General features: G+C 73.0%; 22 protein-coding genes and 1 pseudogene. 14 read left to right on the forward strand and 9 right to left on the reverse strand.

Going from position 1 to position 23,693, the window contains the following annotated elements:
- Positions 1 to 114 precede the first annotated feature (114 nt).
- Both ACFTZL_RS00915 and ACFTZL_RS00920 read right to left on the reverse strand, forming a co-directional pair.
- Positions 115 to 894: pseudogene (locus ACFTZL_RS00915) on the reverse strand (DMT family transporter); the annotation flags it as partial.
- A gap of 19 nt (positions 895 to 913) precedes the next feature.
- Positions 914 to 1,753 (reverse strand): AraC family ligand binding domain-containing protein, encoded by an 840-nt coding sequence (locus ACFTZL_RS00920; RefSeq protein WP_382576574.1) that lies wholly within the window; start codon positions 1,751 to 1,753, stop codon positions 914 to 916.
- 97 nt (positions 1,754 to 1,850) lie between these two features.
- Between ACFTZL_RS00920 and ACFTZL_RS00925 the strand changes: the two genes are divergently transcribed.
- From ACFTZL_RS00925 to ACFTZL_RS00940, 4 genes are all read left to right on the forward strand, one after another.
- The gene (locus tag ACFTZL_RS00925; protein WP_382576576.1) at positions 1,851 to 2,606 is read left to right on the forward strand and encodes a MerR family transcriptional regulator; all 756 of its coding nucleotides are present in this window, start codon (positions 1,851 to 1,853) and stop codon (positions 2,604 to 2,606) included.
- Positions 2,603 to 3,184 (forward strand): hypothetical protein, encoded by a 582-nt coding sequence (locus tag ACFTZL_RS00930; RefSeq protein ID WP_382576579.1) that lies wholly within the window; start codon positions 2,603 to 2,605, stop codon positions 3,182 to 3,184. Before ACFTZL_RS00925 ends, ACFTZL_RS00930 begins: the two co-directional genes overlap by 4 nt.
- Before the next feature lie 53 nt (positions 3,185 to 3,237).
- Positions 3,238 to 4,020 carry a peroxide stress protein YaaA gene (yaaA, locus tag ACFTZL_RS00935; protein ID WP_382576581.1) on the forward strand — a complete coding sequence of 261 codons (783 nt, stop codon included), beginning with the start codon at positions 3,238 to 3,240 and terminating at the stop codon, positions 4,018 to 4,020.
- A 74-nt stretch (positions 4,021 to 4,094) separates the two neighbouring features.
- Entirely contained in the window at positions 4,095 to 4,742 is a 648-nt protein-coding gene (locus ACFTZL_RS00940) for a bifunctional 4-hydroxy-2-oxoglutarate aldolase/2-dehydro-3-deoxy-phosphogluconate aldolase (RefSeq protein WP_382576584.1), read from the forward strand.
- Here the strand turns inward: ACFTZL_RS00940 and ACFTZL_RS00945 are convergent.
- The 3 genes from ACFTZL_RS00945 to ACFTZL_RS00955 are packed head-to-tail and all read right to left on the reverse strand — an operon-like array spanning position 4,717 to position 7,708.
- Entirely contained in the window at positions 4,717 to 6,042 is a 1,326-nt protein-coding gene (locus ACFTZL_RS00945; protein WP_382576586.1) for a bifunctional RNase H/acid phosphatase, read from the reverse strand. The two genes, ACFTZL_RS00940 and ACFTZL_RS00945, sit on opposite strands and share 26 nt — an antisense overlap.
- A 20-nt stretch (positions 6,043 to 6,062) precedes the next feature.
- A complete protein-coding gene (locus tag ACFTZL_RS00950) occupies positions 6,063 to 6,806 on the reverse strand; it encodes a zinc ribbon domain-containing protein (RefSeq protein ID WP_382576624.1) in 744 nt (247 codons plus the stop codon).
- Entirely contained in the window at positions 6,803 to 7,708 is a 906-nt protein-coding gene (locus ACFTZL_RS00955; RefSeq protein WP_382576588.1) for a Nif3-like dinuclear metal center hexameric protein, read from the reverse strand. The genes ACFTZL_RS00950 and ACFTZL_RS00955 overlap by 4 nt, the downstream gene beginning before the upstream one ends.
- A 209-nt stretch (positions 7,709 to 7,917) precedes the next feature.
- On the opposite strand from ACFTZL_RS00955, the gene ACFTZL_RS00960 reads away from it, so the two are divergent.
- Both ACFTZL_RS00960 and ACFTZL_RS00965 read left to right on the forward strand, forming a co-directional pair.
- Entirely contained in the window at positions 7,918 to 9,303 is a 1,386-nt protein-coding gene (locus tag ACFTZL_RS00960; protein ID WP_382576589.1) for a hypothetical protein, read from the forward strand.
- Between the two features lie 97 nt (positions 9,304 to 9,400).
- Entirely contained in the window at positions 9,401 to 9,568 is a 168-nt protein-coding gene (locus tag ACFTZL_RS00965) for a hypothetical protein (RefSeq protein ID WP_382576592.1), read from the forward strand.
- Between the two features lie 69 nt (positions 9,569 to 9,637).
- Here ACFTZL_RS00965 and ACFTZL_RS00970 read toward each other — a convergent pair whose 3' ends face one another.
- From ACFTZL_RS00970 to ACFTZL_RS00980, 3 genes are read right to left on the reverse strand one after another with little or no spacing between them, the layout of a single operon-like run.
- On the reverse strand, positions 9,638 to 10,579 hold the full coding sequence (locus ACFTZL_RS00970) for a 3-oxoacyl-ACP reductase (RefSeq protein ID WP_382576594.1): 942 nt from the start codon (positions 10,577 to 10,579) through the stop codon (positions 9,638 to 9,640).
- 11 nt (positions 10,580 to 10,590) lie between these two features.
- Complete coding sequence (locus ACFTZL_RS00975) at positions 10,591 to 11,667, reverse strand: Zn-dependent alcohol dehydrogenase (protein WP_382576596.1); 1,077 nt, start codon at positions 11,665 to 11,667, stop codon at positions 10,591 to 10,593.
- A 43-nt stretch (positions 11,668 to 11,710) separates the two neighbouring features.
- Positions 11,711 to 12,568 (reverse strand): MaoC/PaaZ C-terminal domain-containing protein, encoded by an 858-nt coding sequence (locus ACFTZL_RS00980; protein ID WP_382576599.1) that lies wholly within the window; start codon positions 12,566 to 12,568, stop codon positions 11,711 to 11,713.
- Between the two features lie 300 nt (positions 12,569 to 12,868).
- Between ACFTZL_RS00980 and ACFTZL_RS00985 the strand changes: the two genes are divergently transcribed.
- From ACFTZL_RS00985 to ACFTZL_RS00995, 3 genes are all read left to right on the forward strand, one after another.
- Positions 12,869 to 14,707 carry a histidine kinase gene (locus ACFTZL_RS00985; protein WP_382576601.1) on the forward strand — a complete coding sequence of 613 codons (1,839 nt, stop codon included), beginning with the start codon at positions 12,869 to 12,871 and terminating at the stop codon, positions 14,705 to 14,707.
- A 129-nt stretch (positions 14,708 to 14,836) separates the two neighbouring features.
- Positions 14,837 to 16,060: a hypothetical protein gene (locus ACFTZL_RS00990; protein ID WP_382576603.1), complete on the forward strand. Its 1,224-nt coding sequence runs from the start codon at positions 14,837 to 14,839 to the stop codon at positions 16,058 to 16,060.
- Positions 16,057 to 16,674, forward strand: a complete 618-nt coding sequence (locus tag ACFTZL_RS00995) for a response regulator (RefSeq protein ID WP_382576605.1) — start codon at positions 16,057 to 16,059, stop codon at positions 16,672 to 16,674. Before ACFTZL_RS00990 ends, ACFTZL_RS00995 begins: the two co-directional genes overlap by 4 nt.
- A gap of 55 nt (positions 16,675 to 16,729) precedes the next feature.
- Here the strand turns inward: ACFTZL_RS00995 and ACFTZL_RS01000 are convergent, their stop codons facing one another.
- Positions 16,730 to 18,160: an MFS transporter gene (locus tag ACFTZL_RS01000; RefSeq protein WP_382576608.1), complete on the reverse strand. Its 1,431-nt coding sequence runs from the start codon at positions 18,158 to 18,160 to the stop codon at positions 16,730 to 16,732.
- A gap of 224 nt (positions 18,161 to 18,384) precedes the next feature.
- On the opposite strand from ACFTZL_RS01000, the gene ACFTZL_RS01005 reads away from it, so the two are divergent.
- From ACFTZL_RS01005 to ACFTZL_RS01025, 5 genes are all read left to right on the forward strand, one after another.
- Positions 18,385 to 20,124, forward strand: a complete 1,740-nt coding sequence (locus tag ACFTZL_RS01005) for an MFS transporter (protein ID WP_382576610.1) — start codon at positions 18,385 to 18,387, stop codon at positions 20,122 to 20,124.
- A gap of 102 nt (positions 20,125 to 20,226) precedes the next feature.
- The gene (locus ACFTZL_RS01010; RefSeq protein ID WP_382576612.1) at positions 20,227 to 20,880 is read left to right on the forward strand and encodes a class I SAM-dependent methyltransferase; all 654 of its coding nucleotides are present in this window, start codon (positions 20,227 to 20,229) and stop codon (positions 20,878 to 20,880) included.
- Positions 20,881 to 21,319: 439 nt separating this feature from the next.
- Positions 21,320 to 21,613, forward strand: a complete 294-nt coding sequence (locus ACFTZL_RS01015) for a hypothetical protein (RefSeq protein ID WP_382576614.1) — start codon at positions 21,320 to 21,322, stop codon at positions 21,611 to 21,613.
- Between the two features lie 63 nt (positions 21,614 to 21,676).
- Complete coding sequence (locus ACFTZL_RS01020) at positions 21,677 to 22,636, forward strand: N-acetylmuramoyl-L-alanine amidase (protein WP_382576615.1); 960 nt, start codon at positions 21,677 to 21,679, stop codon at positions 22,634 to 22,636.
- A 158-nt stretch (positions 22,637 to 22,794) separates the two neighbouring features.
- Positions 22,795 to 23,664, forward strand: a complete 870-nt coding sequence (locus ACFTZL_RS01025) for a hypothetical protein (RefSeq protein WP_382576618.1) — start codon at positions 22,795 to 22,797, stop codon at positions 23,662 to 23,664.
- Positions 23,665 to 23,693 lie beyond the last annotated feature (29 nt).

A 23,693-nucleotide genomic window follows, 5' to 3' on the forward strand; every position in this document is an offset into this window, starting at 1 on the left:
CTGCCGTGTCGACCATGGTACCGGGCGTGAGCGGGGCCGCGGACCGGCGGCGGTCGCCAGGACCGAGCCCGCGAGGATCAGCGTGAACGCCGCCACGATGCCCGCCGTCAGCTGCTCGTCCAGAAAGATCGCGCCCGCCGCCACCGCGACCGCCGGATTGACGTACGTGAAGACCGTCGCCCTGGTCGGGCCCGCCTCCTTGATCAGCTCCAGGAAGGCCACGAAGGCGACCGCCGTGCAGACGGCGCCCAGGGCCGCCAGCGCCGCCAGGACAGAGGCGGAGGGCATGGCCGATGGCCAGGTCAGCGCCGCCGCCGGGGCGTAGACCAGCGCCGACAGGGCCAGGCAGGGGGCGATGAGCTGGAGGGTCGGGACGTTCTTCAGGTGGCGGGCCGCTATCAGGGGCGCCGTCGCGTAGCCCACCACCGTCACCAGTACCTCGGCCAGCGACTTCGCGTCGCCGCCCGTCAGGTGCGGGACCGTGAGGACCCCTACGCCGGCCAGGCCCAGGCCGAGTCCGGTCATCCGCCTCGCCCCCAGCCTCTCCGTCTCGCCGAAGAAGCGAGCCAGGGCCACGCCCACGATCGGGACGCCGGCGATCAGCAGGCCTGCCGTCGAGCTGGAGAGGTGGCGTTCCGCGTCGGTCAGGGTCCACCAAGGGCCGATGATCTCGATGCACGCGAAGGCCAGCATCGGGCGCCAGTGGGTGCGGATCGTGCGGGGCAGGCCGCCCTGGCGTATCGCGAAGGGGAGCAGGAGTGCGGCGCCGAGGGCGCAGCGCGTGAACACCACCATGGACGGGGACACGGCGTCCACCGCCACCTTGATCATCAGGTAGGGGACGCCCCAGATCACTCCCATCAGGGAGAACAGGAACCAGCCGCGTGCAGTCATGCGGCGAGTCTCGGCCGCCTCACCCCGCCGTGTCTTGAACGCTGTTGCGGTACGCCGCCGGGGTCACGCCCAGGACGCGGCGGAACCAGCGGGTGAGGTGCGCCTGGTCGGCGAAGCCGACGAGTCCGGCGACCTCGGCGGGGCGCAGGCCGGACTCCAGGAGTCCGCGGGCCCTGGCGACCCGGTGCTGGGCGAGCCAGGCGTACGGCGGTACGCCCATCGTCGTGCGGAAGGCGCGCAGGAGCTGGTAGCGGGAGAGGCCGAGGTCCGTGGCGAGGGCGGCCAGGGAGGGAGGGTCCAGCAGTTCGTCGGCGAGGCGGTCGCGTACGGACCTGGCGATGTGGGCGGCGCCGGGCACCGCGTCCTCGCTCGCGCGGGCCGTGGAGTGGCGGCGGGCCAGGGCCGTGAGCAGCCAGGGCAGCCGGGACTCGGCCTCCAGCGGGTCGGGGCAGGTGCTGATGTCCGTGTGGGCGCGGCGGAGGGCGGTGGCCAGGTCCGGGTCGTGGAGGACGGCGTCCCGGAAGTGCGGGAGGCCGCCGAGGGTGCCGTCGGTGAGGAGGGACGGCTCGGCGTAGAGGGCCTGATAGGCGTACCCGTCGGAGGCGGCCGGGCCGCCGGTGTGCATCTCGCCCGGTTCCAGGACGACGATCGAGCCGGGGTAGGAGTGGATCCGCCCGCCCCGGTAGGCGATGACCTCCGAGCCGCCGACCGTGACGCCGATGGTGAACTCGGTGTGCGCGTGCGGCGCGTAGACGTGCTGGTCGAAGTGGGCGGTGAGGAGGTCGAGGGGCGGTCCGCAGCGGCCCAGCCTCGCCCTGGTCCAGCGGGCCTGTTCTCGTATCGGTTGCCGTGTGCTCACTTCGTACCCCCCGGCTCACAGGGGAGCAGAGGCAGTCGGTCGTGTCCAGGGGTTATCAGCTTGACCTTGCCGCAACGTCAACGTCTTCACTGGTGCCATGCGGATCGGAGAACTCGCCACCGCCGTCGGCGTCACCACGCGGGCTGTGCGGCACTATCACCACCTGGGCCTGCTGCCCGAACCGGAGCGGCGGGCGAACGGGTATCGGGAGTACGGCCTGCGGCACGCCGTCGTGCTGGCGCGGATCCGGCGGCTCACCGAGCTGGGGCTCGGGCTCGCCGAGGTGCGGGACGTGCTGGCGGACGAGGCCGGGAAGGACCTGGTCGAGGTGCTGACCGAGCTGGACGAAGATCTGGCGCGGCAGGAGGAGGCCATCCGGGAGCGGCGGGGGCGGTTGCGGATCCTGCTGGAGGCGGAGGGCGGGTTGCCGGTTGAAGGGCCGGTGTCGCCGGAGCTGGCCGCGTTGTTCGCCGGGTCGGCGCAGCTTCCGGACTCGCCCATGGCCGCCAAGGACCGCGAGATCATGGCCTTCCTGGAGACGGCCATGCCGGACGAGGCACGGGAGCAGCTCGTGTCGTCGTTGGGTGAGGCCCTGGGGAATCCCGAGGCCGTGGCGCGGGCCCATGAGGCGTACGCGCTGCTCGACGCGCTCGCCGAGGCGGAGCCGGACGATCCGCGCGTCGCCGACGCCGCCCGGGCCCTGGCCGACTGCATTCCCCCGGGGCTGTTCCCGGAGGTCGGGGATCTCGACCACGACGACAGTGTCCTGCGCGCCTTCTACGCCGACCTGGCCCCGGCCCAGGCGGAGGCGATCCGCCGGACGCTGCACCTTCTCACCGAGGAGCGACGATGAGGATCGCGCGGCTGCTGGTCGGGCACGAGGTGCGCGTGCTCGTGAGTCTCGTGCTGTGGGTGGCACGGCGTACGCAGGGGGCCGGGGGCGGTGGTCGGGCGTTCGGGTACGCGCGCGGGCAGGGCGCGATGATGTTCGGGTTCGGCTTCGTGTGTGTCGTCGAGACCGTGGCGATGTCGGTGCTGCTCCGGGACTGGCCCACCGTGCACGCCGTCTTCCTCTTCGTGGACGTGTACAGCGTCGTCTTCGTCATCGGGCTGCACGCCTCGTCGGTCGTACGTCCGCACGTACTGGATCCGGTCGGTGGTGAGCTGCGGATCCGGCGGTACGTCCATGTCGATCTGCGGGTGCCGCTGGAGCGGATCGCCTCGGTGCGGCGCGAGCTGAGGATGACGCACGAGCGGGCCGACGGCGAGCTCAATGTCGAGGTGGGCGCCCAGACGACCGTCACGATCGAACTGACGGAACCCGTCACCCATCTCACCTTCCTCGGGCGCCGGCGCCCGGTCCGTGTCGTCCGCTTTCACGCCGACGACGCCGACGACCTGGTCCGCGCCCTCGGCCGGGCGCGCGTCTGAGGTCGGCGCAGGTCCCCGTACGCTGTCGGCGGAGTTCGATCGAAGGAGTACGCGTGCTTGTCCTGCTGCCGCCGTCCGAAGGCAAGGCCTCCTCCGGCCGCGGTGCCCCGCTGAAGCCGGAGTCGCTGTCGCTGCCGGGGCTGACCGACGCCCGGGAGGCCGTCCTCACCGAGCTGGTCGAGCTGTGTGCCGGCGACGAGGTCAAGGCGCGCGAGGTGCTCGGGCTCAGCGAGGGGCTGCGGGGCGAGGTCGCGAAGAACGTGGAGCTGCGGACGGCGGGAGCGCGGCCGGCCGGGGAGATCTACACCGGCGTGCTCTACGACGCCCTCGGCCTGGCGACCCTGGATACCTCCGCCAAGCGGCGGGCCGCGCGGTCGCTGCTCGTGTTCTCCGGGTTGTGGGGTGCCGTGCGGGTGACGGACCGGATTCCGTCCTACCGGTGCTCGATGGGGGTGAGGCTGCCGGGGCTCGGGGCGCTGGGCGCGCACTGGCGTACGCCGATGGCGTCGGTGCTTCCCGAGGCGGCCGGGGACGGGCTGGTGCTGGATCTGCGGTCCGCCGCGTACGCCGCCGCCTGGAAGCCGAAGGGCGAGATCGCCGGGCGGACGGCGTCGGTACGAGTGCTGCACGCGCCGACGCGGAAGGTGGTCAGCCACTTCAACAAGGCGACCAAGGGGCGGATCGTGCGCGGCCTGCTGACCGCCGGGGTCGATCCGAAGGGCCCGGCCGAGCTGGTGACGGCGTTGCGGGAGCTCGGGTACGTGGTCGAGGCCGAGGCGCCGGCCAAGGCGGGGCAGGCGTGGGCGCTGGACGTGCTGATGGACGAGGTGCACTGACCGCCGAACGATGCCTGTTGCAGCATGCGCAATGAGCTTTGCGCATGCTGCTGGATCGGCGGCAGGATACCGCCATGGTCTCTCCCCTGCCCGCCTCCGTGCTGGACCTCGCGCCCGTCATCCCCGTCGTCGTCATCGAGGATGCGAGCGACGCCGTACCGCTGGCGCGGGCGCTGGTGGCCGGTGGGCTGCCCGCGATCGAGGTGACGCTGCGGACGCCCGCGGCTCTCGAGGCGATCCGGGAGATCGCGGGGCAGGTGCCGGAGGCGCTGGTCGGTGCCGGGACGGTGATCAGCCCCGGGCAGGTCGAGGAGTCGGTGGCCGCGGGCGCCCGCTTCCTGGTCAGCCCTGGCTGGACGGACCTGCTACTGGACGCGATGCGGGCGTCCGGGGTGCCGTTCCTGCCGGGGGTGTCGACCACGTCCGAGGTCGTAGCGCTGCTGGAGCGCGAGGTGCGGGAGATGAAGTTCTTCCCGGCCGAGGCCGCGGGCGGTACGGCGTACCTGAAGTCGCTCGCCGGGCCGCTGCCGCAGGCCCGCTTCTGCCCGACGGGCGGGATCGGCTCGGCCTCCGCGCCGGATTATCTGGCACTGCCCAACGTCGGGTGTGTAGGCGGGAGTTGGATGCTCCCGCAGGACGCGATCGCGACCCGCGACTGGGGGCGTGTCGAGGCGCTGGCCCGTGAAGCGGCGGGGCTCAGCGCAGGTGGGACGTGTCGTTGAGGAGGCGGACGCTGGCGTTGCCGTCGGCGTAGTACGCCACGACCGACAGGGACGCGGCCGAGAGTTCCATGCGGAACAGGGACTCCGGCGGGGCTCCGAGGGCGAGCCGGACGAGCGTCTTGATCGGGGTCACGTGGGTGACGAGCAGGACCGTGCGGCCCGCGTACGCGGCGACCAGCTTGTCGCGGGTGGCGGCGAGCCGGGTGCCCGTCGCCGCGAAGCTCTCGCCGCCGCCGGTGGGTTCGGCGTCCGGGGAGGCCAGCCAGGCGTTCAGGTCGTCGGGGTGGCGCTCGCGCACCTCGGCGAAGGTGAGTCCCTCCCAGGCGCCGAAGTCGGTCTCGCGCAGCCCGTCGTCGATGCTCACGTCGAGCCCGAGCCGGGCGGCGACGATCCCTGCGGTCTCCCGCGTGCGGGCGAGGGGCGACGAGACGACGGCCTGGATCGTGCCGCGCCTGGCCAGCAGGGCGGCGGCCCGCTCGGCCTGTTCCCGGCCCGCGTCGGAGAGGGAGGGGTCGGTGCCGCCGCTGCCGGAGAAGCGCTTCTGCGGGGTGAGGGGGGTCTCGCCGTGGCGCAGGAGTACGAAGGTGGCGGGGGCGCCCATGTCGGCGGGTGCCCAGCCCGGCGCGGCAACGGCCTTGGCGGCACGGGCGTCGGCGTCGGCCTTCACCGAGCGTGCGTCGGCATCAGCCTCCGCACCGGCGCCCTCTGCATCATCGACGTCAGCCTGCGCGGCACGAAGGTCGGCATCGCCCCCGGCCACCGCGGCTTCGCCGCCGTCCTGCCCCGTCGTTCCACCGGCGGCAGAAGGCCCGACGGAAGCCCCGGCATCCGACCCCGCACCGTCAGAAGTGTCCAGCTCGGCCGTCGATGTCGACTCCGACCACTGTTCTCCCCTGGCCCCGGCGTCCATCGCCTCGTTGGCCAGCCGGTCCGCGTGCTTGTTCTGCTCCCTGGGCATCCACTCGTACGTGACCCGCCCCGGCGGGAACACCCGGGCCGCCTCTGCCGCCAGGGGCTTCATGTCGGGGTGCTTGATCTTCCAGCGGCCCGACATCTGCTCGATGACGAGCTTGGAGTCCATCCGGACGTGGACCGTCGCGGCCGGGTCCAGTTCATGGGCGGCGCGCAGGCCGGCGAGGAGGCCCCGGTACTCGGCGACGTTGTTCGTGGCGACGCCGATGTACTCGGCCGCCTCCCGCAGGGTCTCCCCCGTCGTCGCGTCGCTCACCACGGCCCCGTAGCCCGCGGGCCCCGGGTTGCCCCGCGACCCGCCGTCGGCCTCGACGATGAACTCCCGCACGGCCACCGCCCCTGTCGCCCTTACAGACCTGACTCGGACGTGCGCACCAGGATGCGCCCGCAGTTCTCGCAGCGGATCACCGTGTCGGGCGCCGCCTTGCGGATCTCGGCCAGCTCCGTGAGGGCCAGCTCCTGCCGGCAGCCCTGGCAGCTTCGCGCGTACAGCTTCGCCGCGCCGATGCCGCCCTGCTGCGCGCGCAGCCGGTCGTAGAGCTTGAGCAGATCGGCGGGCACGGACCCGGCGACTACCTCGCGCTCCTTGGTCGCCGTGGCGGCCTCGCCGTCGAGCTCCTCGAAGGCCGCGTCCCGGCGCGCGGTCGCGTCGTCGATCTTCGACTGGACGGAGGAGACCCGCTCGGTCAGCTCAGCCGTCCGCTCCTGCGCGGACTCCCGGCGCTCCATGACCTCCAGCACGACGTCCTCCAGATCGCCCTGCCGCTTGGCGAGGGAGGCGATCTCGCGCTGGAGGTTCTCCAGGTCCTTGGGGGAGGTGACGGCACCGGAGTCCAGGCGCTGCTGGTCGCGGGTGGCGCGCTGGCGCACCTGGTCCACGTCCTGCTCGGCCTTGGTCTGCTCGCGGGCGGTGTCGCTCTCCTCGGTCTGCGCGGCCACGAGCAGGTCGCGGAGCTGGATGTGGTCCTTGGCGAGCGACTCGATCTCGGCGTGCTCGGGCAGCGACTTCCGCTTGTACGCGAGCTGCTGGAGGCGGACGTCGAAGTTCTGGACGTCGAGGAGTCGGATCTGGTCGGCGGGCTCGGCGTTCAGTTCGGGGCTCCCAGTGGGTCAGAAGAGGTAGGGGGGCGCGAAGCGCTCGTTGGAAGGGGGGTGGCGGGCGACGGGTGGGCAGAGGCCGCGTGCGCGGTCCAGGGGTCGGTGACCGTCTTCGAGACGTGGACACGCAGGTCCCATCCGTGCCGGTCGGAGATCTCGTCGAGCTGGCTCGCGGCCAGCTCGCACCAGGGCCACTCGGTGGCCCAGTGCGCCGCGTCGAGCAGCGCGAGGGGGCTGTGGGCGCGGGCCTCCGACACGGGGTGGTGCCGCAGGTCCGCGGTGAGGAAGGCGTCGACGCCCGCCGCGCGTACATGGTCGAAGAGGCTGTCGCCGGAGCCGCCGCTGACGGCGACCGTGCGCAGCACCGCCTCGGGGTCGCCGGCGACGCGGATGCCCTGCGCGGTGGCGGGCAGCCGCTCGGCGGCGCGGGCGGCGAACTCGCGGACGGTCAGCGGGTGGTCCAGCGCGCAGACGCGGCCCAGGCCCCGGCGGCCCTCCGGGTCGCTGGGGTCCGGGACGAGCGGTCCGGTGACGCGCAGGTCCAGGGCGCCCGCGAGGGCGTCGGAGACACCCGGGTCGGCGGTGTCGGCGTTGGTGTGGGCGACGTGCAGCGCGATGTCGTTCTTGATGAGGGTGTGGACGACACGGCCCTTGAAGTGGGTCGCCGCGACGGTCGTCGTGCCGCGCAGATAGAGCGGGTGGTGTGTGACGAGCAGGTCGGCGCCCAGCTTCAGCGCCTCGTCGACGATCTCCTGGACCGGGTCGACGGCGAACAGCACCCGGGTGACCTCCTGGTCCGGGTCGCCCACGACGGTGCCGACCGCGTCCCAGGACTCGGCCCGCTGGGCGGGCCACAGGTTCTCGAGCGCGGCGATGACTTCAGACAGACGGGGCACGGGAGCAAGGCTACCCGTCTGATCTGTGGCGTTGAACCGCCACGGCCACCGCCACCGCCCCCGTTGGCCGCCTGTCGCCCCGCCCAGCACAAATCCCCCCTTTTCCTCAGGCGAATCGTTCCTGGAACACCCTTATGTGTGAAGCCGGAACGCACGGATTCCCCGCCTGTGGCACGAAAACTACGTTCGTCACTGGAGGTGACCGAACGATGACTGCCTGTGCGATCGAGCCTTCGGCGGCACATGAGGACGGGGACCCGGACGGTGGCGGGGGCGGAGGCGGAGGCGGGAACGGGGACCGGGACGGGGACGGAACCGCGCCCGCCCGCTGCGCGCTCTCCGCGGACGGTGCCTACGCCGCACGCCTGGCGTCGGCCGGCGACTCCTGGTTCCCGGAGCGCTGGACCCTGGACGGCCCCGAGCCGTACGCGGTGCCGCTGCCCCGCAACCAGCCGGAGGAGCCGGGCACCGAGGTGCAGCCGATGGCCGACGGGCGGGTCCTCATCCACCGTCTGGTGGCCGGGCGGCACACCTTCTCACTGCTGTACCCGACCGGGCCCGGCACCGGCGAGGTGCCCCTGGGCGCGGTCGAGTGCCCGGACACGGCCGCCCGGCTGCGGCTGCTGCCGCCCGCCCCCGGCGGCGAGCGGGCGTATGCCCTGGCGGTCGGCCGGCGTTCGACGGCGGTGTGGCTGGTGGCGGGCGGCCCCTTCGGGCCCGAGCAACTGGCCGAGCTGCCCGGCCGCTGCTCGGGCGGGGTCTGGCTGGACCCGACGGGACGGCTGCTGGCCCTGGACCGGGAGACCGGCGGGCGCACCAAGGCCGTCGTGGTGGATCTGGAGCGCGGCGGCGAGGTGTCGCCGCTGCTGCAGATCGCCGACGAAAGCGACGACCGGCTGCTGCTCGCCGACCACGACAGCGGGCTGCTGATCGTCCGCTCGGACGCGCCGTCGCCGGGCCGGGGCCGACTGGGCTGGGGTGTTCTGGGCAGCACCCTGCCGGTGCGTTTCCCGGAGTGCCTGCGGCTGCGGGACTGTGTCGTCACGCCGTTCGCGATCCAGCCGGGGCAGGTGCTGACGCCGGAGAGCTGCGCGGTGGCGCTGCGCGTGGACGGTCCGGCGGGTAGCTGGGTCGCCGTGTGGCGGCCGGCCGAGCGGCGGGTGCACCATCTCCCGGCGCCCGAGGGGTGGTTGGCGGGCACCGGCCTGTGGACGCCGGAGGGAGTGCTGCGGCTGCCGTACGCGACGGAGGTCGTGCCGTGCGGTGTGGCGCAGGTGAGCGCGCCCGCGGCGGCGGTGCCGGAGCCCGGCGCCGCGCCGCCGCCCTGTCCGGAGCCGGGCCGGGTGCCGCAGCCGGGGCAGGAGACGGACCCGCGGACCGCCGGCAGAACCGCCGCACCGGGGCACCCCCCGGAACCGGGACAGGGACCGGGAACAGGACCGGGACCGGGAACGGAACCGGGAGCGGGAACGGAACCGGGAGCGGAATTTGAACCGGGAGCGGAATTTGGAACGGAACCGGCGCCCCTGACCCCCTCCGCCCCGCGTCCGGTCCCGCTGCAGCAAGCGCCATTGGGACGGCTTGTAACGAACTAGTGCCGGTTGGCGTGGCCGCCTGGATCCCCGATGCGGGGTGCCGGATACACTCACCCGGCTGTAAGAAAGATCATGTTGACGGGGTGAATTCCATCCGATGAGCGACGCCAGCACGAACCAGCTGCACGCTGCCGACGTCCAGGAGACCTCCGCCGGCCACGGCCGGCACCGTGGTGAGGTCTCCACGCACGACGGCGAGACGGCTCCGCGCGGCCGCCACCGCAAGCCGGTGGCGGAGACCGGGCAGACCGAGACGGCAGCCTGACGGAACGTCAGTGACCGAAGAGCTGACGGCCCCACCCACTGCACGACGGGTGGGGCCGTTCAGCGTTCCTCAGCCGCGTTTCAGTCCCAGCACCTCCGCCGCCGCGAAGGTCTCCCCCGCCGGCCGGTCCGCGTAGTACGGCCCGAGGACGGCCTCCAGTTCGTCGTACGTGAAGGTGTCCTGCTTGCTGTCGAACTTGGCGGCGACCCGCGGCCGTTCGACGACGGCGACCATCCCGCCGTGCACCACGAGGAGCTGCCCGTTCACCTGGGCGGCTGCGGGCGAGGCCAGATAGCCGACGAGCGGGGCGACATGCTCGGGGGCGAGCGGGTCGAGGCCGTTGCCGGAAGCGTGCTCGACGCCCGCGAAGACGTCCTCGGTCATCCGGGTGCGGGCGCGGGGGCAGATCGCGTTGGCCGTCACCCCGTACTTGCCGAGGGCGAGGGCCGTGGAGGTGGTGAGGCCGACGATGCCGCCCTTGGCCGCCGCGTAGTTGGGCTGCCCGGCGGAACCGGCGAGGAACGCCTCCGAGGAGGTGTTCACGATCCGCCCGAACACCGGCGCCCCGGCCCGCTTGGACCGCTCCCGCCAGTGGGCGGCGGCGAACCGGGTGGTGTTGAAGTGCCCCTTGAGATGCACCCGGAGCACGGCGTCCCACTCCCCCTCGGCCATCGAGAACACCATGCGGTCGCGCAGGATGCCCGCGTTGTTGACGAGGATGTCGAGCCTGCCGAACTCGGCTACGGCCGACTCGACCAGTTCGCCCGCCTGCCGGAAGTCGGAGACGTCACCGGTGTGTGCGAGGGCGGCCCCGCCCGCCGCACGGATCTCGGCGGCGACCTCCTCGGCGGGCCCGGCGGACGCCTCGCCGCTGCCGTCGCGGCCCGCCTGCCCGTAGTCGTTGACGACCACGGCGGCACCGAGCCGGGCGAGTTCCAGCGCCTCGGCCCGGCCGAGCCCGCGGCCCGCGCCCGTGACGACGGCGGACAGTCCCTGGAGAGGCAGCGGCATGGTGTGCGTCCTCACATCTCGATGCACGTACGCAGGGCGGTCCCGGTCCGCATCTGGTCCAGGGCCTCGTTGACGTCGGCGAACGGGACCCGGTGGGTGATCAGGCCCGCCAGGTCGACCCGGCCCGCGCGCCACAGGGCGATGGTGCGTTCGTAGGAGCGCAGGACGTCTCCGCCGCCGTACATGGACGGCAGGACGCGCTTCTCGTCGAAGAACAGCTCGAACATGTTGAGCTGGAGGAAGTCGTCCATGGCGCCCGCGCCGACCACGACGAGGGTGCCGCCGCGCCGGGTGGTGTCGTACGCGGTCCGTGCCGTGGCCGACTTGCCGACGACCTCGAAGACGTAGTCGAAGCCCTCACCGGCGGTGAGCTGCTGTTTGGCGTCGGGCAGTTCGTCCGGGGAGACGGCCTTGGTGGCACCGAACTTGAGCGCGATCTCGCGGCGCGAGGCGATGGGGTCGACGGCGACGATCTCGGCGGCGCCCCGCAGCCGGGCCCCCTGGATCACCGAGATGCCGACGCCCCCGCACCCGATGACCGCCACCGACGAACCGGCCTCCAGGTCCGCCGTGTTGAGCGCGGCGCCCAGCCCGGTCGTCACACCGCAGCCGATGAGGGCGGCGATGTCGAAGGGCACGTCGTCGGGTATCGGCACCGCGCAGCCGGCGTCGACGACGACCTCCTCGGTGAAGGTGCCGGTGCCGGCGAAACCGAAGACGTCCCCTCCGGGGCGCTTGAAGTTGGGCGTGCCGGCGTTCATGAACCCGGCGAGGCACAGTTCGGTCTGCCCGCGCTTGCAGGCGGGACAGGCACCGCAGGCGGGCAGCCAGCACACGACGACCCGGTCACCGGCCTTCAAGTGGCCGACGCCCTCGCCGACTTCGAGGATCTCCCCCGCCCCCTCGTGCCCGGGCACGAAGGGCGCGGGCTGCGGCAGTACCCCGCTCATCGCGGACAGGTCCGAGTGGCACAGCCCCGTGGCGCGCACCCTGATCCGCACCTTGCCGGGTCCGAACCCCACCGCCTCGACGTCGTCGAGGACCTCCAGTTTGTCCTGGCCGATCTCGTGCAGTACGGCTGCGCGCATGGTGCGGCTCCCCTCGTACGGCGTTCTGGACTCAGTTCTGTACTCAGGTGTGTTCGACGATCGTGTCGGCGAGGACGGGCGCGTCGTCCCGCTCTGCGGCGCTGACGGCGACCCTGGTGGACTCCCGCGTGTGCCACATGCGGATCCGCAGCGTCTCCCCCGGGTACACGACCCCGGCGAACCGGGTGGTGTAGGTGCGCACCCGGGTCACGTCCCCGCCGAGCAGCGTGTCGACGACCGCCTTGAGCGTCATGCCGTAGGTGCACAGCCCGTGCAGGATGGGCCGCTCGAACCCGGCGACCTTGGCGAACTCGGGGTCGGCGTGCAGGGGGTTCCAGTCGCCGGAGAGGCGGTAGAGGAGGGCCTGGTCCTCGCGGACGTGCCGCTCGACGATCCGGTCCGGCTCACCGGCGGGCGGATCGAGCCGGGCGGAGGGGCCGCGGTCGCCGCCCCAGCCGCCCTCGCCTCGGATGAAGATCTGGGCGTCGTTGGTCCACAACGGGCCGTCGGCGTCGCCGACTTCGGTACGCAGTACCAGGACGGCCGCCTTGCCCTTGTCGTACACGGCGGCGACCCGGTTGGTCGCGGTGGCGGTGCCCGTCGCCGGGAGGGGCCGGTGGATGACGAGGCTCTGGCCGCCGTGCAGGACACGGGCGAGGTCGACCTCGATGCCGGGCATGGACAGCCCGCTGGTCACCCCGGGCTTTCCGCCGCCCGCGACGGTGGCGAAGCTCGGCAGGACGTGCAGCCGGGACTCCAGGGTGTAGCGCAGCTCGTCGGGGTCGGTGGCGGGGGTGCCCGCGCCGATGCCGAGGTGGTAGAGCTGCACGTCCTTGTGGTCCCAGGTGATCTCGCCGGTCCGGGGTTCGGCGGCGAGCGCCTTGGCTGCGTCGATGGGCATGGGGCTCCTGATCGCCGTAGGAAGACCTCGGCATCGCCGTGGAAGAGACCTCGGCACGGCCGTCCGCACCGTCGGCCGCACCGAGGCCGTCTGGGACCGGACCGGAACGGACCGAATCCAACTGGAACGCGTTCCAGTCCCGCGCCCTCTGTATAGCCCAGGCCCCCACACTTGTGAAGCCTCCTGACGTCGTGTCAGATCGCGGGGATCCGGGAGGGTGGGCACCGGTGACATTTGTCCTGCCGGACTCCGTACAACCGCATCTGCCGCCCACCACGCCGGATCCGTAGCGTCACTGCCATGACCACGATCGAAGGCGGGGACATGTCCTGGACAGGCAAGGTCAGGTGCCACGTCGAGGCGACACGGTCGGCCGTCCGGCAGGCCAGGGAGCACCGGCGGTACTACAAGGCGAACAGGACACGGCTCAAGGCCGAGTGGCGGGCCGCCCGGAAGTCGGGCGAGCTCCCCGAGAACCCCGGCCCGGCGCCCAGCGGTTTCACGCTGCTGCCGTGGCTGCTGATGGGGATGGGCGCGTTCTCCAACCTCTTCCAGGACCGGACGACGGACCCGTGGATCGGCGGGCTGGGTCTGTTCACCTTCAACTCGCTGTACATCTACGTGGCGTTCCGCGCGTTCGACCGGGAGAAGCGCGAGGCCCTCTCCACGCGGGTGGCGCTCGCCCTGCTGGCGGCGGTGACCTGCGCGCTCGGCGTCGGCTACGGCGGCTCCTGGCTGCTGTTCTTCCCCCTGCTCGGGCTCGCGACGGGCGCGGCCCTGCGGCTGTCGCAGCTGCGGCCCGCCAGTACGGCCGTGGCGCTGCTGGCGGGTGCGGTGTCCTGCTTCCACGACGGCTGGGGCGGCCTCGACATCGCGTACGCCACGTGGATCTCGGCGATGGTGACGGCCGCGATCATCCGCCTCTCCGAGGCCGTACGGGAGCTGCGCGCCGCCCGCGAGGAGCTGGCCCGCCGTGCGGTCGAGAAGGAACGGCTCCGCTTCTCCCGTGACCTGCACGATCTGCTCGGGCACACGATGTCGGTGATCGTCGTGAAGTCGGAGGCGGCCCGCCGCCTGGCCGCCCGCGACCTGGACGCGGCGCTGGCCCAGATCACGGACATCGAGGCCGTGGGCCGCCAGGCCCTGACGGAGATCCGCGAGGCCGTGACCGGCTACCGGCAGGGCAGCCTCGACACGGAACTCGACCGCGCGCATTCGGCCCTGACCGCGGCGGGCATCACCCTCACCGTGGCCCGAACCGGCCCCCCGCTCGGACCGCAGACCGAGGTCCTGCTGGGCTGGGTGATACGGGAGGCGGTGACGAACGTCGTACGACACAGCGACGCGGCGCGTTGCGAGATCACGCTGGCGGGGGCCGGGGAGCGGGTGCGGGTGAGTGTGGCGGATGACGGGGCGGGGGTGGTTGCCATGGGTGGGCGCGGGATGGTCGGCGCGGGCGGGGCCGGGGTGGTTGCCGACGGCGGGGGCGGGGTGGTCGGCGACGGCGGGGCCGGGGCGGTTGCCGACGGCGGGGCCGGGGCGGTCGCCACGGGCGGGAGCAGGGCGGTCGGCATCGGCCGGGCCGGGACGGTCGCCACGGGCGGGAGCAGGGCAGCCGCCACGGGCCGGGCCGCGACGGTCGGCGACGGCGGGGCCGGGGCGGTCGCCACGGGCGGGAGCAGGGCAGTCGGCGCGGGCCGGGACGGGGCGGACGGCAACGGCGGGGGCGGGGTGGTCGGCGACGGTGGGGCCGGGGCGGTCGCCACGGGCGGGAGCAGGGCGGTCGGCATCGGCCGGGCCGGGACGGTCGCCGACGGCGGGGCCGGGGCGGTCGGCGACCGCGCGGGCGGGGCGGTCGGCGACGGCGGGGCCGGGGCGGCCGGCGACGGCGCGGGCGGGAGCAAGGCGGTCGGCGTGGGTGAGTCCTGTGCCGCTGGCGAGCTTGGAGCCGTGAGCGGGCCCTGGGGGTTCGGTGGGCTCGGGGGCACGGGTCTGACCGGGCTGACGGAACGGCTCGCGGTGGCGGGGGGATCGCTGACGGCGGGGCCGCGGGCGAGGGGCGGATTCGCGGTGACGGCGGAACTCCCGCTCGATGTCGATACGGCGGATGCGCGCCCGGCGGTGGTGGAACCGGCGTGACACCTCGCCGTCGGCAGGCAGCCGGCCGCAGGGGGCGGGACCTCTGCGGAGAGACGTCGCCGTGTACGTTGGCCGAGGGGGCGCGCCGTACCTCGACGGCGTTGGCAACGGCTGGGGGAAATGGAGCACATGGCACGCGTCGCCGTCATCACCGCGCCGAACATCGGGTACCGCAACACCGGCATGCTGACCGTCGACTTGGCGTTCGAGTCCCTGCGGCGGCGGATGACCACCGAGGTCGACGAGGTCGACGCCACCTGGTTCACCCTGCACACGCCGGACACCGTGCCGCTACGCGCGTGCGCGCAAGGCACCGACTTCCCGTTCCGTTTCCTTCCGCTGGCCGAGCACCTCGACACGCTCCGCGACCACGACGCGGTCGTCTTCTGGGGCGACTTCCTGCACACCCGGCACTATCTGGCGCAGGACGCGACGAACCGTCTGCTCGACTTCGGCATCGCCGCGGACCGTGACGCCGCCCGGACCCTGCTGAACCGGACCCTGCTGTTCGCGGACCAGCCCGACGAGCTCCTCGCGCGGACCCTCAGCTACGGCGGGACCATCCTGCACAACACGCAGTCGGACTACGAGGACAAGGAGTACGGCCCCTTGTTCTCGCGTCTGGTGACGCGCAACCACCGCACCTGGGTGCGTGACCCGCTCTCGGCCGCGAAGATCGCGCACCTGCGCGGGGACCGTACGACCGACTACTTCGGTTCGGACGCGGCGCTGCTGTCCCGCCCGGGCGACCTCGACCACCTCCCGACGACGGACTGGTCCCGGTCGGTACCGGACGGCGGTGCGATCGGTGTGTTCCTCGGCGCCAGGACGCCCGTCCCGGCGTGGCTGCCCGCCTCCTGCCAGGAACTGTCCGACCGCCTGGGCGCTCCCCTGGAGTGGCTGCCCTGGTTCGACCGGGACGTCCCCGCTCCGGTCGGCCACATCGCGGCCCGCCCGGGCGACCACACCATCGGCGACCTGGTGAGGGTCCTGCCCCGCTACCGGCTGGTCATCACGGACACCTACCACCTGGCGGTCAACGCCTGGGGCGCCGGCACCCCGGCGGTGTGTGTCGGAGCGCCCGAGCCGACCCCGAAGACCCACGACGACTACCTGACGCTGAGCGATGTGAAGAAGCACGTCTTCCACATGGCGTACGACGCGACGGACTTCTATCTGTCCACCCAGGAACCGCACGAGCAGAACATCGACCGGGTCGTCCAGCTCGTGGAGGGCGGCGGAGCCGACGCCGTAGCGACCCGCATACGCGAGCACGCCGACCACTCGGCGACGGCCTTCACCGAAACGCTGGCCTCGCTGCTCGACACACCCCGCTCTACCCTGGGCGCGTGACCGACAGACCCATCCGCGTGCTGCTCGCGGAGGACCAGGGCATGATGCGCGGCGCGCTCGCGCTGCTGCTCGGCATGGAGGACGACATCGAGGTCGTCGCCCAGGTGGCGGCCGGTGACGCGATCCTGGACGCGGCCCTCGCCCACCGCCCCGACGTCGCCCTCCTCGACATCGAACTCCCGGGCAGAAGCGGCCTGGACGCCGCCGTCGACCTGCGCACCCGGGTCCCGGACTGCCGCGTGCTGATCCTCACCACGTTCGGCCGCCCCGGCTATCTGCGCCGCGCGATGGAGGCGGGAGCCACCGGCTTCCTCGTGAAGGACGGCCCGGTGGAGGAACTGGCCGCCGCCATCCGCCGTGTCCTCGCCGGCGAGACCGTCGTGGATCCCGCCCTCGCCACCGCCGCGCTCAGCGCCGGTCCCAACCCCCTGACCGGCCGCGAGAGCGACACCCTCAAGGCCTCGGCGGACGGCGCGACGGTCGCCGACATCGCCGCCCGACTCCATCTCTCGGAGTCCACCGTCCGCAACTACCTCTCCTCCGCCATCGGCAAGACGGGCACCCGCAACCGCACGGAGGCCCTACGCGAGGCCCGCAGCCAGGGCTGGCTCTGAGCCCCGCGCCCCCGCCGACGCACCACTCCGCCCCCGGCCCGAAACACCGGCGGCCCTACCGCTCCCGCGGCATCCGCGGCAGCCAGACCCACATCAGCAGCACGCCCGCGATCAGCACCCCGGTCCCCACCCGGAAGGCCAGCGCGTAGCCCTCCGTCAGGGCCGCCGGTGTTCCGCTGCCCGCTGTCCGGGCCGCCGCGAGGGTGGACAGGACGGCCAGGCCCAGTGAACCCCCCATCGTGCGGGAGGTGTTGACGAGGCCGGACACCAGGCCGGCCTCACCGGGGGCCGCGCCGGAGGTGGCCAGGGCGGCGAGCGGTGTCGACGCGAGGCCCGCGCCGAGCATCATGAGGACGCCGGGGACGAGGATCGTCGTCGCGTAGGAGCCCTCGGCGGTCATCCTGGACTGCCAGGCGAAGCCGGCCACGGCGACCAGCGTGCCCAGCACCGCCACGGTGCGCGGGCCGGCCGCCCGCATCAGCCGGGGCGCGAGCTTGGAGCCGAGGATGACGGCCAGGGAGCTCGGGACCAGGGCCAGTCCGGCCTCCAGGGGCGTGTAGCCCAGGACGTTCTGCGCGTACAGGGTCATGAAGAACCACATGCAGAACATCGCGAAGCCGCACAGGAACATCGAGACGTTCGCCGACGCCACCGACCGCAGACGCAGCAGCCCGAGCGGCATCAACGGGCTCGCGGTGCGGGCCTCGACCGCGAGGAACAGGGCGATCAGCACGAACCCGGCGAGCAGCGGCAGCAGCGTGGCCGCCGCCGTCCAGCCCTCCGCCTCCGTCTGGGAGATGCCGTAGGCGAGGGTGCCGAGCCCGGTCGTCACGAGCAGCGCGCCCGGCAGGTCGAGCCGCCGCCTGTCCCCGGCCCGGCCCTCGACGAGGAACCAGGCGGCAGCGCAGAGCAGCGCGGCCCCCACGGGCACGTTGATCAGCAGCACCCACCGCCAGGACAGCGTCTCCACCAGCAGCCCGCCGGCCAGACCGCCCGCCGCGCCGCCACCGCCCCCGACCGCCGTCCAGGTCCCTATGGCCCGGGCCCGGGCCGCGCCCTCCGGCACCGACGACGTGAGGATGGTCAGCGTCGAGGGCGCCAGCACCGCCGCGCCCAGCCCCTGCACGGCCCGTGCGACCAGCAACTGCCAGTCGTCCTGGGCCAGTCCGCCCGCCAGCGAGGCCAGGGTGAACACCCCGAGCCCGACGAGGAACATCCGCTTGCGGCCGTAGAGGTCTCCGGCCCGCCCGCCGAGGAGCATGAACCCGGCGAAGGCGATGGTGTAGGCGTTCACCACCCACTGCAGGCCCTGCTCGCTCAGCCCGAGCCCGGACCGCATCGAGGGCAGCGCCACGTTGACGACGGACACGTCCAGCACGACGAGAAACTGCCCGGCACATGTGAGCGTCACCACGAGCCAGGTGGGAGGCGACGCGGTGCGGCGAGGCGTTCGGGTCCTTTCGGCGGCTTCAAGCATGGGTGTCATGCTCTCAACCACTCCATGCTCCTGGCATCGGGATTTCGGCCTAGGGCCCGGCGGTGGGGGACCTAGGCCGCTAGCCGAGACCAGCCCCCTCCCCCAAGAGAAGGTCAAGAATTCGTTAGAGTGCCAAAGCAACGGAATAGTTGCCTGCACATACGAGTTCAGACACCACGTAACCCCGTGATCAGTAGCTCCCTCGTACCTTCCCGGCCTGGAGGCCCCTCTCAATGACGCAGACGACGACAGAACGTCCCGCCGGCAGAGCGAGCGGGGCCGTGGTCCCGGTGCTCGCCTTCGCGGGCATCGTTGTCGCGGTGATGCAGACCCTGCTCGTCCCGGTCATCAAGGATCTGCCGCAACTGCTGGACACCGACCCCGGCAACGCGACCTGGGTCCTGACCTCGACCCTTCTCTCGGGTGCGGTGGCCACCCCGATCATGGGCCGCCTCGGCGACCTCTACGGCAAGCGGCGCATGCTGATCCTCAGCCTCGCCGTCATGGTGGCCGGCGCGCTGCTCAGCGCGCTCACCAGCGATCTGCTGCTCATGATCACCGGCCGCACGCTCCAGGGCTTCGCGATGGGCGCGATCCCGCTCGGCATCGGCCTGATGCGCGACATGCTGCCCCGGGAGCGGCTCGGCTCGGCGATGGCCCTGATGAGCTCCTCCATAGGCGTCGGCGGCGGCCTCGCCCTGCCCGCCGCCGCCCTGGTCGCCCAGCACACCGACTGGCACGCCCTCTTCTACGGCGCCGCCGGCCTCGGTGTGCTCGCCATCGGCCTGACCCTCCTCGTCGTACCGGAATCCCCGATGCGCGCCGAGGGCTCCTTCGACCTGCTGGGCGCGCTCGGTCTGTCCGCCGGTCTCGTGCTGTTCCTGCTGCCGATCACCAAGGGCAGCGACTGGGGCTGGACCTCCGGCACCACGCTCGGTCTGTTCGGCGCCGCCGCGGTCGTCCTGCTCCTGTGGGGCGTGATGGAACTGCGCCTCAAGGCCCCCCTGGTGGACCTGCGCACCACGGCCCGCCCGGCCGTCCTCTTCACCAACCTCGCCTCGATCATGGTCGGCGTCTCCTTCTACGTCGTCTCCCTGGTCCTGCCGCAGCTTCTCCAGTTGCCGAAGTCCACCGGCTACGGCCTCGGCCAGTCGATGGTCGTCGCGGGTCTGCTCGTCGCGCCGCTCGGCCTGACGATGATGTTCACGGCGCCCGTCTACGCCCGGCTGTCCGCGAAGTACGGCCCCAAGGTCACCCTGATCCTCGGCCTGCTGATCATCGCGATCGGCTACGGCGCCGGCCTCGGCCTGATGAGCGCCGCCTGGCAGAGCCTGGTCATCGCGGTCCTGCTGGGCGCGGGCATCGGCCTCGCCTACTCCTCGCTGCCCGCGCTGATCGTGGGCGCGGTCCCGGCCTCGGAGACGGGTGCGGCGAACGGCCTCAACACCCTGATGCGTTCCATCGGTACGTCGGTGTCGAGCGCCGTGATCGGCATGGTGCTGGCCAACACCGCGAACAACGTCGGCGGCGTCGCGATCCCGACCATGCACGGCTTCCGGGTCTCCTTCCTGATCGCGACCGCCGCGGTCGCCGTGGGCCTGATCCTCGCGCTCTTCCTGCCCGGCCGCCGCCCGGCCGCCCACCCGCAGCTCCGGGCCAGCAGCGAGGAGGACGCCAACCTGGAGCACGCCGAAGCGGTCCTGCGCGGCTTCCGCGGCCGGGTCCTGGGCGCGGACGGCGCCCCGGTCGCCCGTGCCAAGGTCACGCTGATCGACCGGCGGGGCCGCCAGGCCGGCGCGACCCTCTCCGCCGAGGACGGCAGCTACACGCTCACCGTCCCCGACCCGGGCTCCTACGTCGTGGCCGCCCGGGCCCCGGGCCACGCCCCGCACGCCTCGTCCGCGACCCACACGGGCGACGACCGCCAGGTCGACCTGGACCTGGACCTGCCGGGCAAGACGGTCCCCGCCTGACCGGTCCGCCGCTCCCCTACTCACCGGTACCCCCTGTCGCCCGTCGGCAGGGGGTACGGCAGCATGGGGCGCCCACACAGTCGTACGACCGGAAGGAACCCCATGCCGCCCGCGGCCCCGAAGCCCGAGATCCTGGCCGCGTTCGAGGCGGCGAAGGGGTTCATGCCCGTGAACGAGGGGCTGGCTCTGTACGCGGCGGGGGTGGAGGCCGGGCGGCTGGGGCTGCCGCTGCTGGAGGTCGGGACGTACTGCGGCCGGTCCACGATCCTGCTCGCCGACGCGGCCCGCGAGGCCGGGACCGTCGCACTGACCGTCGACCACCACCGCGGCAGCGAGGAGCAGCAGCCGGGCTGGGAGTACCACGACCCGGAGACGGTCGACCCCGAGATCGGCCTGATGGACACGCTGCCCACGTTCCGCCGCACCTTGCGCAGGGCGGGCCTGGAGGACCACGTGGTGGCCCTGGTCGGCCGCTCGCCGCAGATCGCCGGGGTCTGGCGCACTCCCCTGGCCCTGGTCTTCATCGACGGCGGCCACACCGACGAGCACGCCACCGCCGACTACGAGGGCTGGGCCCCGCACGTCGCGGAGGGCGGCCTGCTCGTCATCCACGACGTCTTCCCGGACCCGCAGGACGAGTTCACCGGCCAGGCCCCGTACCGCGTCTACCTGCGCGCCCTCGCCTCCGGCGCGTTCACCGAGATCTCGGCGACGGACTCCCTGCGCGTGCTGCGGCGCACGGGGCCTGGCATCTGAAGACGAGCGGCGGCCGCTGCCGGCCGGGGGCACTGCGCCGACCGACACCCGGCGGCGATGCCGGGGGCGGATGACGGCGACGGCGGGGCGTCGACTGTCCGCACCGGGCACGGGCCGGGCGCCGGGCGTCTGCGGAGCCGGGCGGCTCAGCGGCTGGCCGACCGCCGCGCATCTGCGAGCCCGGTGACTTGACGCCGCCCCCGGGCGTCTGTGGAGTTCGGCGACTGGGCGGCTGGCCGAACGTCGGGCGCCTGCGAGCCCAGCGACTTGGCACCGGGCCCCGGGCGTCTGCGGAGCCGGGCGGCTGGGTGCCGGGCCGGGCGGCTGTGGAGCTGGGCGGCTGGCCGGGTGAACCGTGCCCCCCGTGGCCTCTCCCGGTCGGCCCACGGGCGGCGTGGCGAGTCGGTGGGGGGCGGTCGCTGCCCAAGGATCCGGCCGCGTGGCACACACCATCGCATTCGCAGAGCTCGTGGAGAAGCAGCGTGCGGCGGACGAGGCGCACGCCCGTATGCGGAAACTGCGGGACGCCTACGGTCCGCCCACCCAGACCAAGTGGAGCGGCCGGCAGACCACGACGTGGGAGACCGCCTGGCGCGCCTGGCGCGACCTCGCCCGTGACGTCCAGGCGGCGGTGACCGCGTACGCGAAGCAGGAGGACACACCCCGCCAGGAGGTCGAGGCGGAGGTGAAGGAGGCGGTACGGCGCGAGGACCCCGACGGGAACGAGAGGTAGCCGCCACCCGCCCGGCCGTCCTCCGCCCGCGGCCGCCCCGGGACGGCCGCTAGGGTGAGGGACGTGTCGTACGTAGGCCCGGACTTCGATCCTCCCCAGCCCCGCCGCCCCCGCCGCGGCCCCCTGACCGTCGCGCTCGCCGCGCTGGTGCCGGGGGCGCTGCTCGGCTGGCTGGTGTACGCGACCGTGGGCGGCTCGGGGGACGGAGGCGGCTCGGGTCAGGCGACCGTACGGTCCTCCTCGCCCGCCGCGTCGAGCCCGCCCGCCGACGGCGCGACCGACGACGGCAAGAAGCCGGGCGCCGCCCCCACGCCCACCGCGTCCTCGACCTCCGCACCCGCCGCCTCCGGCCCGCTCAAGGGCAAGGTCGTCGTCATCGACCCCGGGCACAACCCGGAGAACTTCCAGCACACGTCCGAGATCAACCGCAAGGTGAACATCGGGACGAACTGGAAGGAGTGCGACACCACGGGTACGTCCACCAACGACGGTTACACCGAGGCCAAGTTCACCCTGGACGTGGCGCACAGGATGCGCACGCTCCTCGAGGAGCAGGGCGCCACGGTGAAGTTGACGCAGGACGGCGACCGGCCGTTCGGCCCGTGCGTGGACGAGCGGGCCCGGATCGGCAACGAGGCGAAGGCCGACGCCGTGGTCTCGATCCACGCGGACGGCTCGGGCGCCGGCAACCGCGGTTTCCACGTCATCCTGCCCGGCTCGGTCCACGCGGGCTCCGCCGACACCCGCGCGATCGTCGCCCCCTCCCGTGACCTCGGCGAGCGCGTCGCGGGCCGCTTCGTGGCCGTCACCGGCAGCGCGCCGTCCAACTACATCGGCGACGGCTCCGGTCTCGTCACGCGTAAGGACCTGGGCGGTCTCAATCTGTCAACGGTTCCGAAGGTGTTCATCGAGTGCGGCAACATGCGCGATAGCAAGGACGCGGCATCACTGACCAGTGGCGCATGGCGGCAGAAAGCGGCGCAAGGGATCTCTGAGGGAATCGTGAGTTTCCTGCGCGGGTAGCTCTCGACGGGCGGATCCCGGCGGACACCCTGACAGGGCGGACGATAGTGTCATCCCTACGATGAGGGGCCACCCCCGCGCTTCACACAGGGGCCTGACGGCGACATGGTGACAGCGACGCCTCTACCGACGATGAGACGACCTACGAAGGACCTGAAGTGAATATCCGCTCCCTCACTCGAGGCGACGGCGTGGTGATCGGAGCAGCGGTGTTGCTCTTCATCGCGTCGTTCCTGGACCTGTACTCGTTCGACAATGTCCCCGACAGCGTCGACCTCCCCATGCTGTGGGGCAGCGGCCCGGTCGTGTTCAGCATCGTGCTGGCCGGGGTCATCGGCGCCGCGCTCGTCGTCGTGGCCCGGGGCCTGCCGCAGGTCCCGAAGATCGCGGGGCTCGACCTCGGCCAGTTCGGCGCCGCTTTCACGGTGTTCGCCGCGTGGAGCGCGCTCGGCAACATCGTCGACGTGCCGGGTGGCTTCGACAACATCGGTGAGAACGCGAGCGAAGGCGCCCCGAGCCCCGGCATCGGTCTGATCCTCGCTCTCGTCGCGACGCTGCTCATGGCCGGCGCCGCGATCGCCACCCCTCTCGTCCCGGCCCTCAAGGGCGCCCTCCTCCCGGCTCCCCGCCCGGCCGCCCCGCAGCCCTACGGCGCCCAGCCGCCCGGTGGTTACGGCTACCCGGGCGCGCAGCAGCCCGGCGGCTACGGTCACCCGCAGCCCGGGCAGCCGGGTCAGCCCGGTCAGCCGGGGCAGCCGGGGCAGCCGGGGCAGCCGTTCGGCGGCCAGCCTCAGCCGCAGCAGGCGCAGGCGCCGCAGGCCCCGGCCGGGGACTTCTCGCCGTTCTGGTTCGCGGTGCCGGTGCCGCGCCCGCTGTTCGCCGAGGACGGTTCGCCGACGCCGATCGCCGAACTCGCCCCGGGTACCTGGTACCTGGCCGTCGAGCAGCGCGGCCCGTCCCTGGTCGCGCAGACCCAGGACGGCCGCCGCGGCGTCCTTCAGGACACGTCGGGCATCCAGCGCGGCTGAGCCCACGGCCCCTTCACGGCCCCTCGCCC

Origin of the sequence: Streptomyces sp. NPDC056948, assembly GCF_042674225.1 — a bacterium.
GTDB classification, from domain to species: domain Bacteria; phylum Actinomycetota; class Actinomycetes; order Streptomycetales; family Streptomycetaceae; genus Streptomyces; species Streptomyces purpurascens.

Bases quoted from the DNA above. Each gene is read 5' to 3' on its own strand.
- ACFTZL_RS00925 (WP_382576576.1), top strand. From the start codon at position 1,851: ATGCGGATCGGAGAACTCGCCACCGCCGTCGGCGTCACCACGCGGGCT.
- ACFTZL_RS00930 (WP_382576579.1), top strand. From the start codon at position 2,603: ATGAGGATCGCGCGGCTGCTGGTCGGGCACGAGGTGCGCGTGCTCGTG.
- ACFTZL_RS00940 (WP_382576584.1), top strand. From the start codon at position 4,095: ATGGTCTCTCCCCTGCCCGCCTCCGTGCTGGACCTCGCGCCCGTCATC.
- ACFTZL_RS00960 (WP_382576589.1), top strand. From the start codon at position 7,918: ATGACTGCCTGTGCGATCGAGCCTTCGGCGGCACATGAGGACGGGGAC.
- ACFTZL_RS00965 (WP_382576592.1), top strand. From the start codon at position 9,401: ATGAGCGACGCCAGCACGAACCAGCTGCACGCTGCCGACGTCCAGGAG.
- ACFTZL_RS00970 (WP_382576594.1), bottom strand. From the start codon at position 10,579: ATGCCGCTGCCTCTCCAGGGACTGTCCGCCGTCGTCACGGGCGCGGGC.
- ACFTZL_RS00975 (WP_382576596.1), bottom strand. From the start codon at position 11,667: ATGCGCGCAGCCGTACTGCACGAGATCGGCCAGGACAAACTGGAGGTC.
- ACFTZL_RS00980 (WP_382576599.1), bottom strand. From the start codon at position 12,568: ATGCCCATCGACGCAGCCAAGGCGCTCGCCGCCGAACCCCGGACCGGC.
- ACFTZL_RS00985 (WP_382576601.1), top strand. From the start codon at position 12,869: ATGACCACGATCGAAGGCGGGGACATGTCCTGGACAGGCAAGGTCAGG.
- ACFTZL_RS00990 (WP_382576603.1), top strand. From the start codon at position 14,837: ATGGCACGCGTCGCCGTCATCACCGCGCCGAACATCGGGTACCGCAAC.
- ACFTZL_RS01000 (WP_382576608.1), bottom strand. From the start codon at position 18,160: ATGACACCCATGCTTGAAGCCGCCGAAAGGACCCGAACGCCTCGCCGC.
- ACFTZL_RS01005 (WP_382576610.1), top strand. From the start codon at position 18,385: ATGACGCAGACGACGACAGAACGTCCCGCCGGCAGAGCGAGCGGGGCC.
- ACFTZL_RS01010 (WP_382576612.1), top strand. From the start codon at position 20,227: ATGCCGCCCGCGGCCCCGAAGCCCGAGATCCTGGCCGCGTTCGAGGCG.